The following is a 16,752-nucleotide window of genomic DNA, read 5'->3' on the forward strand; positions in this document are numbered from 1 at the left end:
ATCACCGCCTTTTAATTTCATGCGAACTGATAAGCCTTGACTCATTGTCCCGGTCACGGGAGTCATAGACGGTCTGATTATCCATAGCCGTCTGATACATGCGCTGAAGAAGATGATACATGTCGCCAAGGGTGCGGTTGCTGCTCGTAAAATCCCGGGAAAGCCCGTGGAAAAGGTTCTCAAGGGTACGGGCAAGTTCTCTCATATCATCGCCTCGCTGCGGACCGGATTGCTGGCTGAGCTGCCGTTCTCGCTCCAGCACATTCCGAATCTGCTCGACAAAGTCACGCTTCATATGTTCAACGGCATTATAGAAGCCCTTTTCAAGCTGCTGGACAGAGGATGCGAAGTCAGCGGCAGCTCTGCCGTATTCTCCTTGTTTTTCGGAATAGCGGTAGTACCATTCCTCCTGTTTCTGTCCCAGCCTGCTCTCCAGTGCATCATGCTGATTAGCGTAGTGCTGAAGCTGTTCCTGAAGGGCGCGTGCCATGTTTCCGGCGAATTCTTCTGAGCGGCGCTGTGATTCAGCCAGCACTTTATCGGAACGCTGGATCAGGAGCTCAAATGTTTGCTGCCCTGCATTCTGGCGTTCCGTGCTTTTTTGCAGCTGCTGTTCAAATGATTTGATCTGGGCGGCCAGCACCGAAATGCTTTGGTCGACCGCTTTATGCATGGAATCTTGTTTTTCAATGGTTTTATGGAACTGCAGGCCGAACTGTTCAAGAGTTGTTGCAGAAGCCGCAAACGATTCACTGTGAAGACGCTGTGCTTCATAGATTCCTTTTACGTCCTCCATGGCGGTTTTTAATCCAGCTGTAAATTCTGTCATAGAGGCTCCAAAATGGCCCACGCTTTTTTGGAAGCTCTCCTCAACTTTGGCTGCAAGGCGATCAAGCAGCCGTTCGGCGGAATCCTGCGGCTTTTCCTGTAAAAGAAGACAGTTGAAGGCATGGTCCAGGTAAACTTCACAGTCCGACATCACCTTGCCCTGCAGGTACGTAAGGGAAGATCCCCTGGACAGAAAGCCTGTCTGGAGAATATTGAGGATAAGGGCTCCTCCTATACCCGCGATACTTGTTATAAAAGCAACGCTCATTCCCTCAAAAGGAGCAGTTAAGGATGAGATGATGGAGTTCATGGTCATATTCGGGCCAGAGGCAGAACTTCCGAGCTTGAACAGTGTATCCTGCATGGACAGGAGAGATAGAGTGAGGCCGATAAAGGTGCCGAGCACACCGAGAATAATCGTAAAAGCCGGCAGCTGCTGCAGAACCTTTTGGATATTTCCAACAGGAACGCGCATCAGTCCAAGAAGAGGAATGCGTTCCTGGAAAAGGTGCTTTTCAATCAGCGCCTGTGAATTCAATGAGGAGACTCCTGATAGATGATACTGCCTGTAATCCGAACAAACACGCTGAATCCAGCGGGACCGCGGCTGTGCAGTTCCCTGTGATTCAAGCTCCTGAAGTTCTCTGATCCACATCTTCAGGCGGTATCCTGTCTGGGCGTATCCCACCAAACCAGTAAAAACAAGAAAGCAAATCACTCCCACAACGGCCATCGTCAACGAATCCATGCTGTCCATCCCTCCCCGTTTCCATTCATACAAGCATATGAGGTGCCAGGCACCGCTATTACACAAGTATGTAACGCACGGTGCCTGGCACCCAAAAATGGCACCCAAAAAAAGAAATCAAAAAAAATAAATATAAATTGCGATTTCTGAATAATGGAATTAAACTAAAATTATGGAAATTTTGGTTTTTTAAAGCAGCATGATCATTCACCCAGAAAAAATACAACCACGGAAAAGGGGAAACTGGATGAAGAAACGGATTGCGTTGATGACAGCATTTATCATGACGTTTTCCAACCTGGCATATGCTCAGGGGAATCTGCCGTCTCACAGCAAGGCAGCGGGAACAAAGCCTCTAGGCCTTGATCTGAAAAAACTGCCTCAGGAAGAGAAATACGGCAAAAACGATAAGGTTCGAGTGGTCGTCGAACTTGATCAAAAACCAGCGATTCAGTACGCACAGGCTCAAAACAAGCGCTACAGTGCTTTGAGCACAAGCGAAAAAACGGCGCTTACCAAAAAATTGGCCAATGAACAAAAAGAAGTGAAAGAGGACATCGAGAAGGAAGACATCCCGGTATCGTATAAGGAAAGCTTTACAACCGTACTTAACGGCTTCAGCGGTGAAGTCAAATATGGTGATATTAAAGATATCGAAAAGCTTGACGGTGTGAAAGATGTACATATTTCGCATGAATATAAACGTCCAGAGTCAATTAACGGGGACAAGCCGAACATGCTGTACAGCAAGGATATCGTCCATGCAAAAGAAACATGGCAGGACTATGGATATAAAGGAGAAGGAACGGTCGTGGCTGTTATCGATACCGGCATCGATCCTTCACATAAAGATATGGTGCTCAGCCCTGATACAAAAGTGAAGCTGACACCCGGGAAAGTGAACGGCCTTAAAGACTCCAAAGGACTGAAAGGAAACTACTTCACTGAAAAAGTACCTTACGGATACAACTATGCGGACCACGACAAAGAAATCCGCGATCTTGGCCCTGGTGCTTCCATGCACGGCATGCACGTTTCAGGGATCGTAGGAGCTAACGGAGACGAAGACAATGGCGGAATTAAAGGTGTAGCTCCTGAAGCACAGCTTTTAGCGCTTAAAGTATTCGGAAACGATCCTGGAATGCCATCCACGTTCAGTGATATTTACATTAAAGCGATTGACGATGCGATTGCCCTCGGTGCGGATGTCATCAACATGAGCCTTGGATCGACAGCTGGTTTCGTTCAGCATGATGATCCTGAGGAAAAAGCCATCACGAACGCAACAAACAACGGCATCCTTTGTGCCATTTCTGCAGGTAACTCTGCCTACGCAGGACATGGGGCGGGCAGCCCTTATCCGTCTAATCCGGATACAGGCGTTGTTGGATCTCCTGGATTGATCGGACAAGCTCTTCAAGTTGCTTCACTTGAAAACACAAAGCTTACACTTGAAGGCATGAACTTAAAAGTAGACGGAGCGGATATGGGATACATTGCTTACCAAAAGCAGGAATCTCCAAATCCAATCGACACGTTTGATAAAGATAAGATGGAAGTTGTTTATGTCGGTGACGGCAGCCCGCCTAACTATACAGGCAAAGATGTGAAGGGAAAAGTGGTCTTCGTTGTCCGAAACGGTGACTTTAACTACGCCAAGATTCAGCATGAAGCTGAAAAACAAGGGGCGGCAGGTGTCATTATCCGAGGCAGAGTGGATCACGGCGACTACGTCAATATGGCTCTCGACAAGCCTACGATTCCTCTTGTTACGTTAAGCATTGCTGACGGCAACCAGCTCGAAGCAAAAGCGAAAGAAGGCAAGAAGCTGGAAGTCATTTTTGACGGCAAAGCCATTTCTGCCACCAATCCTAATGCAGGAAAGATGTCTGATTTCAGTTCATGGGGCGTAACGCCGAACCTTGACTTTAAACCGGAAATCACTGCACCAGGCGGAAAGATTTATTCAACGCTTAACGACAACCAATATGGGGTGATGAGTGGAACGTCCATGGCTGCTCCGCATGTTGCCGGCGGTGCTGCTCTCGTGATGGAAAGAGTGGACAAAGATTTCAAAGTTAAAGGGGCAACCCGCGTTAAACTCGCCAAAAACATCTTAATGAACACATCAAGACCGCAAGCCGATCATGGCTTGTTCAATACAGAGAGCCAAACTGGAAACTACTATTCTCCACGCCTTGAAGGTGCAGGATTAATGGACCTTCATGCGGCAATGAAAACTCCAGTGGTTGTAACAGAAGCAAAATCAGGTGAAGGAAAAGCAGCCGTAAAAGAAGTAGGCGATAAATTCACCTTTACTTTAAATCTTAAAAACTACAGCTCCAAAGACGTAACGTACAAGCTTGCGGGCAATGTTCAAACAGACCTTGCACTTCAAGGCATGAACCTGCTTGAAGCAGATGGAATCTTTAAAAATGGAACAAGAGATTCAGAGGATCCGAATAGAGGAACGTTCCCGATATCTTTCACTTCTGGTTCTAAGAAAGCGAGCAGTATTGCGATCAAAGCGAAAAGCACAGCAACTGTAAATGTTACGGTCGATCTAAAAGATACCGTAGACTGGGCTAATGACATGCCGCTCGACAAAATCTTCAAAAACGGCTACTTTGTAGAAGGTTTTGTAAGATTAATAGATGCAGGCAACAAATATCCTGAGCTAAGCGTTCCATACGTTGGTTTCCACGGAAAATGGGACAAAGCACCTATCATTGACGCTCCTGTATATGACGACAACACGTTCTACGGAGTGACAGGCCTGGCTGCTGAAGTGAACGATGACTTTGAGTTCCTTGGAAGCGATGCATTGAAAAATGTGTTAAAAGATAAAGTTTCTTTCTCACCTGATGGAGACGGGCTTTATGATGAAGCGTTCCCGGTGCTTTCTTTCCTAAGAAACGCGAAAAAAGTGGAATACTCCATCCTTGACAGAAATAAAACATCACTTCGCAAGTTGGATACACAAGAAGATGTGGTGAAGAACTATTATGACGGCGGTTCTGAACCTGGGTATACTCCTGTCACAGAAGCTGCCTGGGATGGAACGGTGAATGGTTCTAAAGTAAAAGACGGATTGTATTACTACCAAGTAAGTTCAGTGGTTGATTATCCGAAAGCTAAGTGGCAAAAAGCATTGTTCCCTGTGTATGTCGATACGAAAGATCCTGCTGTTACTGCAAAATGGAATGCAGATAGCCATACGCTTTCCTGGACAGCGGGCGATCAAGGAACAGGCGTAGCTTACTACGATGTTTTAGTTAACGGAAAAAGCGTTCTTTCCAAGCCGCTTGATTCTTCTGCAAGCGAATATAAGCTGAATGACCTTCCTAGCCACACGAAAGTAGTTCTTGCTGCTTACGACTATGCAGGTAACTCAGTAATGAAAAATGTTAATATGAGCGGGAAAGATACAAGCGTACCAAGTGTCACAGTGGATTCACCTGAAGCGTTAACCATCACTTCTTCCAAAACAGTGACTGTAACCGGACATGTGACGGATGATTCTGGACTGAAATCATTCATGATCGACGGCAAACCTGCAAAGCTTGTATGGAATGCACCAAAACAGCAGTATGATTTCAGCAAGAAGATTACCTATACTTCTGATAACATCCAATCGTTCAAGGTTGAAGCGATTGATAAAAGCGGAAACCGAGTGGCCTTCAGCCGCCAGGTGATTGTGGATTCAACTCTTCCAACGATTAAAGTAGATGCACCGAAAACAGTGTCAAGCAAAACGAAAACAGCAACACTTAAAATTACGCTTGCGGACAACTATGATGAGATGCGCTTCTTCGTAAACGACAATGCGGCATACCGCCATTACTTTAAAGAGCCGTTTGCAAAGAGAGCATTAACGAAGAAAATCAGCCAAAAGGTTTCCCTGAAAAAAGGTAAAAATACCGTTCATCTTGAACTGACAGACCTTGGCGGAAACACGGTTGAGAAGAATGTAATCATCACAAAGAAATAACATAAAAAGGCGCCAGGTCCCTGATTCCTTCAGGGTGCCTGGCACCTTTTTTTAATGTTTAGCTCCAGCGCCCTGGAGCTTTTCTTATTTCACCGAAAACAATTCAACAAGCAATAGAGAAACGGCACCGATCGCCGTCGCTTTGTTTCCAAGCTTAGACAGTCTGATGTCGGTATGTTTTGCGGCTTCGGTCAGCGCCTTCTTTTGAACCGTTTCCTTCAAGCTGTCCATCAGTAAATCTCCTGCATTGGATACTCCTCCGCCAATAATAATCCGTTTAGGATTCATGAGGTGGATCAAGTTTGTCAGCCCGATCCCAAGATAGATCCCGGTTGATTTCAAGACTTGAACACTCAGCTCATCTCCCTGGAGTGCTGCTTCGTAAACCATTTTCCCATCGATTTTCTCTAAATCGTGATCGGCCATCTCCCGTAAGATGCTTTCTCTTCCGATCGCTACCTCTTTTTGCGCTTTTTCAGCTATGGCAGGGCCGGCTGCAAGTGTTTGAAGACATCCGTAGTTGCCGCAGCTGCATTGCTTTCCGCCGATGTCAATCGTCATGTGTCCAATTTCTCCGGCAATAAAGTTTTCGCCATGAAACAGTTTTCCATCTATCACAATCCCGGCTCCTATGCCGGTCCCGATGTTGACCGCAACCACACTGTCCGCACCGTTTCCATTTCCAAACCAAACTTCGCCAAGAGCAAGTGCCTTTGCATCATTTTCCACCTTAACCGTACGGCTGAATCTGGCCTCTAGTTCCTCTTTTATCGGGATATTTCTCAGATTCAGGTTTGGTGCATAAAGGGAAATGCCCTGCTCCACATCCACTACACCATGCATCCCTACGCCGATGCCGATCACTTTCTCTTCTTCCTCACCATACTGCTCCATAATCTGCTGAATCTCTGCTTTCATGATATCGAGCAGCTCATGATTCGAAAGCGGACTGAAAAGAACCTTTTCATGAAACTCAAGCACCTTGCCGTTCAAATCAGTCAGGATGGTCTTAATGTCCTTAGGGCCTACATCCAGTCCGATAACATAGAAGCTATCGGCATTAATGATCAGCATGGTTGGCTTCCGCCCTCCCTTGGACTCGCCTTGCTCACTTTCTTTAATCATTCCCGAGTCGATCAGCTCTTTTACGATAGAACTGACTGTAGGGGGCGTCAACTTCGTCTCTTTGGCGATCTGTGCACGTGAAATGGGTCCATCCAGACGGATTTTATTCAGTATTATGTTCCGGTTTAACGACTTCATCAATTGAAACGTGCCGCGTTGCATGAAAACACCTCAAGTTAATTTAATTAATTAATTAATATATAGTATACCGTTATTTTTGTGCTCTGAACAGAAGCCATCAAGCTGTCGATAACCGATAGAATAGGATAAAATTTATATATCTTTAAACTGCCTGATTCCGGGACAAAAAGGAGGAAGTGAATTGAAGATTAACAGCTTGGATCACTTTGTTCTAACCGTAAAAGATATTGATAGAACGTGTGATTTTTACAATGATGTATTAGGAATGGAGATCATTACTTTTCAAAAAAACCGAAAAGCACTCAAATTCAGCAGCCAGAAAATTAACCTTCACCAAGCAGGCAAAGAATTCGAACCAAAAGCACACGCCCCAACTCCAGGTTCAGCAGACCTCTGCTTTATCACTGAATTTCCTTTAACTTCTGTACTCGCTCACTTTGATCAAAAAGGAGTGCCGGTTATTGAGGGACCTGTACTGCGAACAGGGGCGGCGGGCAGGATTAACTCTGTCTATATTCGAGATCCGGACGAAAACCTAATTGAAATCTCCAATTATACGGCTAGAGAAGACTAGCATTAAGATGGGAGTATGCAAATAATAGAGTGTGTGTTAATCTAATTAAAACTTAATAATTTAATTTAACAAAGTATCTTTTAACGATCATGGAAGGCGTTTACAAAACCTGTTGAAAAGAAAACTCGCAGCAGCATTGCTGACCCGAATGCTTGCCGGCTGTTCAGGATCGCGGGCTCTGATTCAGCAATCTTCAATCAGGGAAATCTGTATAAGCGATGAACACCCGTGCAGAAAGCTGGGCCAGATCGTAGAGGTCCCTTATTTTAAGGAGAACAACGAATACTTTAACAACAAGCCGGTGTACGGATGAAGGAAAAATGTCTTTAAAAGAAGCTTCTCAGAACATTAAGAATGAAAACCGTAAGATCAACAAGTAAAAGGGGGGCACATCTCCCTTTTTTACCCCTCTACTTATTTAATTAAATTAATAAAAAGAGAAGACAGGAGGCGCTTGTATGGCTGAGCTAAGATATAATCCTTTATTAAAAGACTGGACGATGGTGGCTGCCAGCCGGCAGAACAGACCGCATATGCCGAAAGACTTTTGTCCGTTCTGCCCGGGATCCGGGAAAGTTCCCGATAACTATGAGGTGCATCTGTATCACAATGATTTTCCTGTGCTTTCACCAAACCCTCCAAAACCAGATGGAGTAGGAGGCGGGTTGTATCAGACGAAAGAAGCGTATGGAAAGTGCGAAGTGGTGCTGTATTCACCGGGCCACTATGACACGATTCCTGATTTGTCCAAAGATCATATGAAAAAGCTGATGAACCTTTGGACGGATACATTCGTCAAACTGGATCAGGATCCGTATCATGAGTATGTCATGATCTTTGAAAACCGCGGAGAGGAAGTTGGGGTTACAATGCCTCACCCGCATGGACAGGTGTATGCTTACCCTTTTATTCCGCTAAAAGTAAAAACGGAGCTGGAAGCATGCAAAGAGTATTTTGAAGAAAACCAACGGAACATGTTTGATGATATGGTAGCCGAGGAAAAGCGGTTCGGGGAGCGTGTCCTGTTGGAAAGTGAGCATTTTATTGCGTTCATTCCGTTCTTTACGGACTATCCGTACGGGGCTTACATTGTCAGCAAAGAAGCGAAGACTGCACTGACCGAATTCACGGAGGAAGAAAGAACGGAACTGGGGGATATGCTTCAAGAACTTGTCGGAGGTATGGATAAAATCTATGACAAGCTGTTTCCTTACATGATGGTCATGCATCAGCGTCCATCGAACTCTAATGATCCGTATAAGGATTTTTATCGGTTTCACATCGAGTTCTATCCTCCGCTTCGTGCTCACGACAAATTAAAATTTAATTCCTCCTCTGAAACAGGAGGATGGGCAGCAGCTAATCCAACCAAAGTGGAAGAAAATGCAGAAATCCTGCGCCAATGTATCAAGCGTTACAGTGAAAGTAAGGGGGAATAAGCCGTGGAGAACCAATGGGTGAAACGATTTCAAGAATATTTTCCGGGAAATAACGACAGAGTACGACTTTTCTTTGCACCCGGACGCGTAAATTTAATTGGGGAACATACCGACTACAACGGCGGTTTTGTATTTCCAGCTGCATTAACGATTGGAACCTATATGGCCATTCGCCAGCGAAACGATGGTGTCTACCGTTTGAAGAGTAAGAACTTCCCATTGGAGGTTTCAATCGATACAAAACAGCCCATTGTCTATGATAAGGCTGACGATTGGGCAAATTATACGAAAGGTATCCTGCAGCAATTGCAGAAGCTGGGTATCCAGCTCTCAGGGGCTGATGTTTTATACGCGGGCAATCTTCCGAATGGTGCGGGCCTTTCTTCTTCTGCATCGATTGGCATGGCCAGTGCGCTTGGTTTTTCAGTATTGGAAAAAGAGGAACTGCCCATGCTGGAGCTCGCCAAGCTGTGCCAGCGGATGGAAAATCAGTTTATCGGTGTAAACAGCGGAATTATGGATCAGTTTGCGGTCGGATTCGGAAAGAAAGACCATGCTGTTTTTCTAGATTGCCAGAGTTATGAGTTTGAATTGATTCCTCTTGAAATCGAAGGATACAAGCTTGTCATCACAAACACAAATAAAAGAAGAGGGCTTGCAGACTCCAAGTACAATGAACGAAGAGCACAGTGTGAACAAGGGCTGGAAATCATCCAAAGGCATATAGAGGATGTTAATGCACTCGGTGACCTTCGCCCTCTTCAGTTTAAGAAAATGGAAGCCCATCTGGCTGATGAAACGATTAAAAAGCGTGTCCGACATGTAGTTACTGAAGATGATCGTGTTCAAAAAGCCGTAGCAGCACTCGAAAATAGAGATTTACTTGCGTTTGGCCTGTATATGAAGGAGTCCCATCTTTCATTGCGTGACGATTATGAGGTGACCGGACTGGAGCTTGACGCACTGTTTGACATTCAGGGGCAGCAGCCCGGCTGCATAGGTACGAGAATGACCGGCGCTGGTTTTGGCGGCTGCACCATTTCCATCGTGGAAGACGGACAGGTAGAAGCATTCAAACAGAACGTGGCAGCAAACTACAAACAACAAACGGGTTTATCGCCTGACTTTTATGTTTGTGAAATTGGAGACGGTGTAAAAGAAATCAAAGAGGTGAAGAGATAATGGCCATATTGGTAACCGGAGGAGCAGGCTATATCGGCAGCCATACCGTATTGTGTCTGCGTGAAAAAGGCGAAGAAGTCATCGTGTTGGATAACCTGCAAAAAGGGCATCGGGAGGCTGTGCTGAAGGATGTTCCGTTCTATGAAGGAGATCTGCATGACAGCGCCTTGCTGGATACCGTTTTTTCAGAAAATGACATTGAAGCAGTTATACATTTTGCGGCCAACTCTCTTGTAGGTGAGAGTGTTGCAGATCCAATTTCTTATTACCAGAACAACGTGGCGGGTTCATTGAATCTGGTCGACCGCATGGTGAAAAATGGCGTGAAAAACATTGTCTTCTCCTCTACTGCCGCTGTCTATGGGGAACCTGAGACCGTCCCTATTCAGGAAAGCGACCGGACGCTTCCGACTAATCCTTATGGAGAAACGAAGCTGGCCATTGAAAGACTTCTTCATTGGGCAGATCAGGCTTATGGGCTGAAAGCAGTCGCTCTCCGGTATTTTAATGCGGCAGGCGCCGATCCAAAAGGAGGAATTGGAGAAGATCATACACCAGAATCTCACCTGATTCCGATCATTCTTGAAGCCGCCCTTGGAAAACGGCCGCATATCTCTGTATTCGGGGAGGACTATGCGACAGAAGACGGTACTTGTGTCCGGGATTACATCCATGTGATGGATCTGGCTGACGCTCACTGCCTGGCTCTCGAAAAATTAAAGAGAACTGGAGAGAGCGGCGTATACAACCTCGGGAACGGTAAGGGGTTCTCGGTGAAGCAGGTGATCGATACATGCAGAACGGTTACAGGCCGAACGATCGAAGCTGTTTCTTCTCCGCGAAGAGCAGGCGATCCTGCGATTCTTATCGCTTCTTCTCAAAAAGCAAAGGATGAACTGGGCTGGGTTCCAAAATATCCTGATGTCCATGAAATGGTAGAACACGCCTGGAACTGGCATCTCCATCATCCAAACGGTTATGCCGATGGAGGTCCGGACAATGGCTCTAGGTAAGATCAGAAACATCATGAAAGAAAACCATCTGGACGGAATACTGCTGAGAAAACGGAACCATTTTTCATGGGTAACAAACGGCCGCCAGAACCAGATCGTGCTTGGAATCACGGAAGGTGTTGCAGATCTTGTGATTTTTGAAGATGAGGTCTATGTGGTGACGACCAAGATGGAAGAACGGCGCATAAAGGAAGAAGAACTCTCCCATTTTTCTCATGAAGTTAAAGTGGTGACGGATGAGTGGTTTAAAGGCTCTGATCATCTGATCTCTGAACTTGGAAAAGGGAAAAGGATGGGGACGGATACGCCGTTTAAAGACTATGCCGACATGACGGAGGAACTGAAACGTGTTCGATCCATATTGGATGAACAAGAAGTGGAGCGTTACCGCAAGCTGTGCCAGGATACGGCGTGGTCACTTGAATCGGTTTGCCGGAAGATGGAGCCTGGGCAGACGGAACATGAAATTGCCGGGATGGTGGCAGAACAGGCGATATCCAAGGGGATCAGGCTTCAAGTTTTGCTTGTTGCTACAGATGAACGCATCTATTCCTACCGCCACCCGGTTCCTACTTCTAAGAAACTGAAGAAGCATGGGCTGCTGGTGATTTGCGGTGAGCGTGAGGGGCTTGTCGCCAACCTGACAAGGGTTGTACATTTCGGGCCGCTGTCTCAGGAACTGTCTGATCATAAAGAAAAACTCGCTCGTATTGATGCGGCTTTTATAACCGCTACTAAACCTGGTACAACGGTTGGTGAAGTGTTCAAAAAAGGGATACAGCAGTACGTGGAAGAGGGCCATCCGGAAGACTGGAAACTCCTCCATCAAGGAGGGCCAACTGGATATGACTCCAGAGAGTTTATCGCAACAATGGAATCAGAAACTGAGGTGAAGGAAAACATGGTATTCACATGGAATCCTTCGCTGCCCGGTGTGAAATCAGAAGACACCGTTCTCATTCAACAAAATAAAGCTGAAATTTTGACCGAAACCGGGGGATGGCCCTACCTTGAAGTAACATTCGGAGGACAAACACTGCGACGGCCGGATATCCTCATTAGATAAGAAAGAAACTGAAGAAGCGTTCGAATGTCCCGTACCTACTTCACCGATCTTGATTTTCTTACTTCTGCTTTAAAAACCGCTTATCTCTGGTATTTTGCACGGTTCGGTGAAAGAATAGAGAGACAAAGGAGTGAGCGGCATGTTTATAGGAGTAGATTATTATCCGGAACAGTGGCCAAAATCCAGATGGCCTGAAGATGTAAGACTGATGAAGGAGCTTGGAGTTAATGTGGTGCGCATCGCCGAATTCGGCTGGCAGCTGATGGAGCCGGAAGAAGGAGTGTACGATTTTTCCCTTTTTGATGAAGCGATTGATCTGCTTACAGAAAACGAGATAAAAATCATCCTCGGTACGCCGACAGCGACTCCTCCTGCATGGATGGCGCATCAGTATCCTGAAATTTTGCCGGTTGATGAGAACGGTGTAAAGATTTCTTTCGGTGCTCGCCGGCATTATACGGTGAACAGCAAGACCTATCAGAAATTCACCCGAAAAATTGTCCGCAAACTGGCCGAGAAATATGGCCAGCATCCTGATGTCATCGGCTGGCAGACGGATAACGAGTACGGCCATGAAAAATCGGACCGCAGCTATGGTGATGAAGACCGCATGGCGTTTCAGGAATGGCTCAGCAACAAATACGGCAGCCTGGATGCATTAAATGAAGCATGGGGTACGGTCTTCTGGAGCCAAACCTATACGGCGTGGGAGCAGATCCCTGTTCCCCGGAAAGTATTTCAGGAACATAATCCGGGTCTGCTGCTTGATTTTGACCGGTTTTGCGCAGACAGCTATACAGCGTACAACAAGCTGCAGGCTGATATTTTAAGAGAGCATATTTCAGTTCAGCAGTTTATCACCCATAATTTTGTCTTTACCGAACTTGCCCTAAAACAGCGGGATATCGCGAAGGACCTCGACTTCATATCCTTTGACAACTACCCGGTCTGGGGCGGTCTACCTGAACCGATTCCGCCTGCCGCGATTGCCCAGCAGCATGATCTTTGCCGTTCAACAAAAGACGGAAAAGGCTATTGGGTGCTTGAGGAGCTATCCGGGGCACAAGGATGGAGCCATATCGGCTACCTGCCTCGTTCAGGGCACATCAAGCTTTGGACGTACCAGGCTATTGCACGGGGAGCGGAGGCGATCGTCTATTTCAGGTGGCGCGCAGCCCGTTTCGGAACCGAAGAATTCTGCCATGGAATCTTGGATCACGACGGTAAGCCGAGGCGAAAGTTTGAAGAAGTGAAAGAGGTATTCAATGCTCTGAAAGTATTCGGAGATGAGTGGATCGCCACTAAATATAAAGCAGAAGTCGGTGTGTATTACGATGTGGAAAATGCCTGGGCTTGGCGAATCCAGCCGCAGAGTGATGCGTTTACCCATAAGCAGGAGATGCTTCGTTTTTATTCCGGTGCTTACCGTTTGAACGCGGCTACTGATATGGTCTCTCCGGAGAGCAGCCTTGACGGGCTGAAAACGGTCATCGTTCCCGTTTACTTTTTAACCAATCCGGTATTTACGGAAAAACTGAAGAAGTATGCGGCAGATGGCGGAACGGTGGTCCTTTCCTATCGGGCAGGCGTGAAAGAGCCGAACAATGCGGTTACAGAAATGACGCTTCCCGGAGAACTTGGAGAGCTTGCAGGCATCGAAGTCCACGAGTACGAGTCGCTTCAGACCGGCCAGCAGACACGTGTAACGGGAATAGCGGGGAACATCATGGACATCATGTCGCCGGCCACAGTGTGGTGTGACTTGATCGAGCCGAAATCGGCTGAGGTCCTCGCCGTCTACAGGGACGCTTTCTATGAAGGTACACCTGCGATCACGAAGAACAAGTACGGAAAAGGCAACGTGTATTATATCGGTACAGCGGTAGAAGATTATTTTCTTGTGCGGCTGTACAGAGACATTTTTGCTCAGGCTGGCGTACAGACGATCGAACTGCCGGACGATGTTGAAATGGTAATACGGGATGGAGAGGCCGGCAGCAAGTTCTTATGTTTGATGAATCATTCAACGACAGCAAGTCACCGGGTCTCCTTGCCAAAGGGCACCTGGAAGGACGCCATAACAGGTGAAACGTTCAAAGGAGACGTCAGGCTGCAATCTTTAGGTTCTTTTCTTTTGATCCAGTAAAAAGGTGCCAGGCACCGCAATTACACACTTGTGTAATTTGCGTGCCTGGCACCTTTATTAACGAGATTGACCCGTAAAACAGAGTGCGATATGTTATTATTTGGAAACGGAAATAAAAATTCTGAAATGATGAAACAGGGGACAGGGAGGAATTATGGAAACGGTACATACGCTGGAATTAAAACAGGTAACGAAACGGATCAAAGGCAAAAATATAGTAGACAATCTTTCGTTCAGTGTTCAAAAGGGGGAAATCTTTGGACTGCTCGGACCGAACGGAGCGGGGAAAACGACAACGATCCGTATGATCGTCGGTTTGATTTCAATGACAGAAGGAGAAATCCTGGTGAACGGCCTGGATATCCGCAAGAACTATGAAAAAGCGATGGAACAGATCGGGGCCATCGTAGAAAATCCGCAAATGTATGACTATTTGACAGGCTACAAAAACCTGATGCAATATGCACGCATCATGCCAGGAGTGACGAAAGAGCGAATCGATGAGGTCGTGAAGCTGGTGGAAATGGAGTATGCCATTCATAAAAAGGTAAAAACCTACTCGCTCGGCATGAGGCAGCGGCTCGGTGGAGCCCAGGCTCTTTTGCACAATCCCTCACTTCTAATTCTGGACGAACCGACGAACGGGCTTGATCCTCAAGGGAGGCATGATTTGCGAAATTATTTGCGAGCGCTTGCTGATCAAGGGACTTCAGTCATCGTTTCCAGCCATATTTTAACGGAGATGGAACTGATGTGTGACCGTGTCGCTGTGATTCAGCACGGAAAACTCATTCGGATCGATGACGTAACCAACGTTACCGATCAGGCAGACGCCACCGTACATTTCAAAGTGGATGGCGAACTTTTAATAGCGAAAGGGGTTCTCGGTGAACAGCTTCCGAATATCCCGGTTCTGGTGGAAGGGAATGAACTCGTTTTACAGATCCAGCAGCCGGATGAGATCGGTGATATTAATAAAAGGCTCGTCATGGCAGGATTTATGGTATACGGCATTCAGCTGAAGAAGAAAACGCTGGAAGAACGGTTCCTTGAAATGACGAGGAAAGGAGGAGATCTAAATGAAGTTTCTGTCACTGGTCACTAATGAATGGGTCAAAATTTTCAGCAGGGTAAGAACTTGGGTGTTTATTGCACTTCCCATACTTATCGTTTTGGGCGTGGCGATCTACGGCAAGGTTACAGAAGACGAGTCGGTAAAAGCAAACTGGAAGCAAGAGCTGACGGACCAGAATAAAGAACTGAAAAAGGAAATTGCTCAGGCTAAAAAGGATAAAACGCCCAAAATGTTCAGGGAGTCATTGGAAACGGAGTATAAACAGAATCAATACGCCATCAAGCATGATATCTCTCCTTATGAAACAACAAGCTGGAAGTTTATGAAAGATTTTTCGCCGCTGTCCTCGTTATTGGGATTGTTTGTTATTGTAGTAGCGAGTGACATTGTGGCAACCGAATTTGCGAAGGGTACCGTAAAAATGCTGCTGATCCGGCCATACAGCCGTTGGAAGATCCTGCTTTCCAAACTTCTGGCTACCCTTGGATTCGCCTTCTTATTGTGGATCGTTCTTATCGTATCCACATGGCTGATCGGCAGTGTATTCTATGGGTTTGGGGGAATGGACCAGCCGTATTTGACGAATGTCGATGGGGTAGTCCAAGAAAAATCGATCTCCCATTATGTATTGGCGAACATGGGGCTGGAATTCATCGAATTCGCCGTGCTTGTTGCATTAGCCTTCATGATTTCCACACTGTTTTACAGCAGCTCTGTGGCGATTGGTGTTTCCATGTTCATTATGTTTGCCGGTAACATTCTTACAACCATATTCAGCGGAAAATCATGGGCAAAATACACGCTGTTTCCCAACATGGATTTGACCCAATATCTTGATGAAGGGATGCAGCTCGTTAAAGGTATGTCACTTTCCTTCTCCCTGGGCATGCTCGCAGCCTATACGGCGGTCTTCCTTGTGATCACGTTTGCCGTCTTCCAGAAGCGTGATGTGAGGTCATAGAAAATAAATGCATCGTACCAAATGCATGGTGCCAGGCACCGCGGTTACACATATGTGTAATTTGCGTGCCTGGCACCATTTTTTATGTGGTTTCTTCTTCGCAGTCTTCTTCTGCTTCTCCAGGATGTACTAGATGATGTACGATACCGCTGATGACTGCCTGATCGGAAAATTCTAATTCCCCATATACTTCGTCTTGGGAAAAATCCCCATTACTGCTGAGATCCTGCAGGTCATTTTGTTCGCCGTTGTTTTCTCGTTTCGCATCCATTATCCTCAGCCTCCTTTTTCTTATCATCTTCCCTAAACATCATAATTATTAAACGGGGCGGTGGGTGCCAGGCACCGGCCGTTACATGCTTGTGTAATCGAGGTGCCTGGCACCGCCTTAGTACATCCCTACCATGAGAACGGGTTTAAATATCAGAAAAATCCGTATATTTATTCTTTTCAAACTATTAAT

Annotated in this window: 13 protein-coding genes; 10 read left to right on the top strand and 3 right to left on the bottom strand. The window is 46.2% G+C overall.

Translation table 11 applies throughout. The annotated features are described in order from the left end of the window. Nucleotide 1 precedes the first annotated feature (1 nt). Nucleotides 2-1,576: a hypothetical protein gene (locus AR335_RS17790; RefSeq protein ID WP_062238377.1), complete on the bottom strand. Its 1,575-nt coding sequence runs from the start codon at nt 1,574-1,576 to the stop codon at nt 2-4. Between the two features lie 247 nt (nt 1,577-1,823). Between AR335_RS17790 and AR335_RS17795 the strand changes: the two genes are divergently transcribed. After that, on the top strand, nt 1,824-5,567 hold the full coding sequence (locus AR335_RS17795) for a S8 family serine peptidase (protein ID WP_062238379.1): 3,744 nt from the start codon (nt 1,824-1,826) through the stop codon (nt 5,565-5,567). A gap of 84 nt (nt 5,568-5,651) precedes the next feature. On the opposite strand, the gene AR335_RS17800 is transcribed toward AR335_RS17795, so the two are convergent. Next, nucleotides 5,652-6,854, bottom strand: coding sequence for an ROK family transcriptional regulator (locus tag AR335_RS17800; protein ID WP_062238381.1), 1,203 nt, complete (start codon nt 6,852-6,854; stop codon nt 5,652-5,654). Nucleotides 6,855-7,014: 160 nt separating this feature from the next. Here AR335_RS17800 and AR335_RS17805 point away from each other — a divergent pair, with 160 nt between their 5' ends. The 9 genes from AR335_RS17805 to AR335_RS17845 all read left to right on the top strand — a co-directional run bounded on the left by AR335_RS17805 (nt 7,015) and on the right by AR335_RS17845 (nt 16,289). After that, nucleotides 7,015-7,407, top strand: a complete 393-nt coding sequence (locus AR335_RS17805; protein WP_062238383.1) for a VOC family protein — start codon at nt 7,015-7,017, stop codon at nt 7,405-7,407. Nucleotides 7,408-7,519: 112 nt separating this feature from the next. Beyond that, the gene (locus tag AR335_RS17810) at nt 7,520-7,720 is read left to right on the top strand and encodes a hypothetical protein (protein WP_062238385.1); all 201 of its coding nucleotides are present in this window, start codon (nt 7,520-7,522) and stop codon (nt 7,718-7,720) included. A 145-nt stretch (nt 7,721-7,865) separates the two neighbouring features. After that, nucleotides 7,866-8,846: a galactose-1-phosphate uridylyltransferase gene (gene galT, locus AR335_RS17815; protein ID WP_062238387.1), complete on the top strand. Its 981-nt coding sequence runs from the start codon at nt 7,866-7,868 to the stop codon at nt 8,844-8,846. A gap of 3 nt (nt 8,847-8,849) precedes the next feature. Next, nucleotides 8,850-10,028: a galactokinase gene (locus tag AR335_RS17820; protein ID WP_062238389.1), complete on the top strand. Its 1,179-nt coding sequence runs from the start codon at nt 8,850-8,852 to the stop codon at nt 10,026-10,028. Continuing rightward, nucleotides 10,028-11,041: a UDP-glucose 4-epimerase GalE gene (gene galE, locus AR335_RS17825; RefSeq protein ID WP_062238391.1), complete on the top strand. Its 1,014-nt coding sequence runs from the start codon at nt 10,028-10,030 to the stop codon at nt 11,039-11,041. The genes AR335_RS17820 and galE overlap by 1 nt, the downstream gene beginning before the upstream one ends. Beyond that, the gene (locus AR335_RS17830; RefSeq protein WP_062238393.1) at nt 11,028-12,107 is read left to right on the top strand and encodes a M24 family metallopeptidase; all 1,080 of its coding nucleotides are present in this window, start codon (nt 11,028-11,030) and stop codon (nt 12,105-12,107) included. The genes galE and AR335_RS17830 overlap by 14 nt, the downstream gene beginning before the upstream one ends. 139 nt (nt 12,108-12,246) lie before the next feature. Further along, nucleotides 12,247-14,253, top strand: coding sequence for a beta-galactosidase (locus tag AR335_RS17835; protein WP_062238395.1), 2,007 nt, complete (start codon nt 12,247-12,249; stop codon nt 14,251-14,253). Between the two features lie 154 nt (nt 14,254-14,407). Then, nucleotides 14,408-15,358, top strand: coding sequence for an ABC transporter ATP-binding protein (locus tag AR335_RS17840; protein ID WP_062238397.1), 951 nt, complete (start codon nt 14,408-14,410; stop codon nt 15,356-15,358). Next, on the top strand, nt 15,333-16,289 hold the full coding sequence (locus tag AR335_RS17845; protein WP_062238400.1) for an ABC transporter permease: 957 nt from the start codon (nt 15,333-15,335) through the stop codon (nt 16,287-16,289). Before AR335_RS17840 ends, AR335_RS17845 begins: the two co-directional genes overlap by 26 nt. Nucleotides 16,290-16,371: 82 nt before the next feature. Here the strand turns inward: AR335_RS17845 and AR335_RS17850 are convergent, their stop codons facing one another. Continuing rightward, entirely contained in the window at nt 16,372-16,560 is a 189-nt protein-coding gene (locus AR335_RS17850; RefSeq protein WP_062238402.1) for a hypothetical protein, read from the bottom strand. Nucleotides 16,561-16,752: the final 192 nt, after the last annotated feature.

The sequence above is a fragment of the Fictibacillus sp. FJAT-27399 genome (assembly GCF_001510655.1).
Classification (GTDB): Bacteria; Bacillota; Bacilli; order Bacillales; family Fictibacillaceae; genus Fictibacillus_C; species Fictibacillus_C marinisediminis.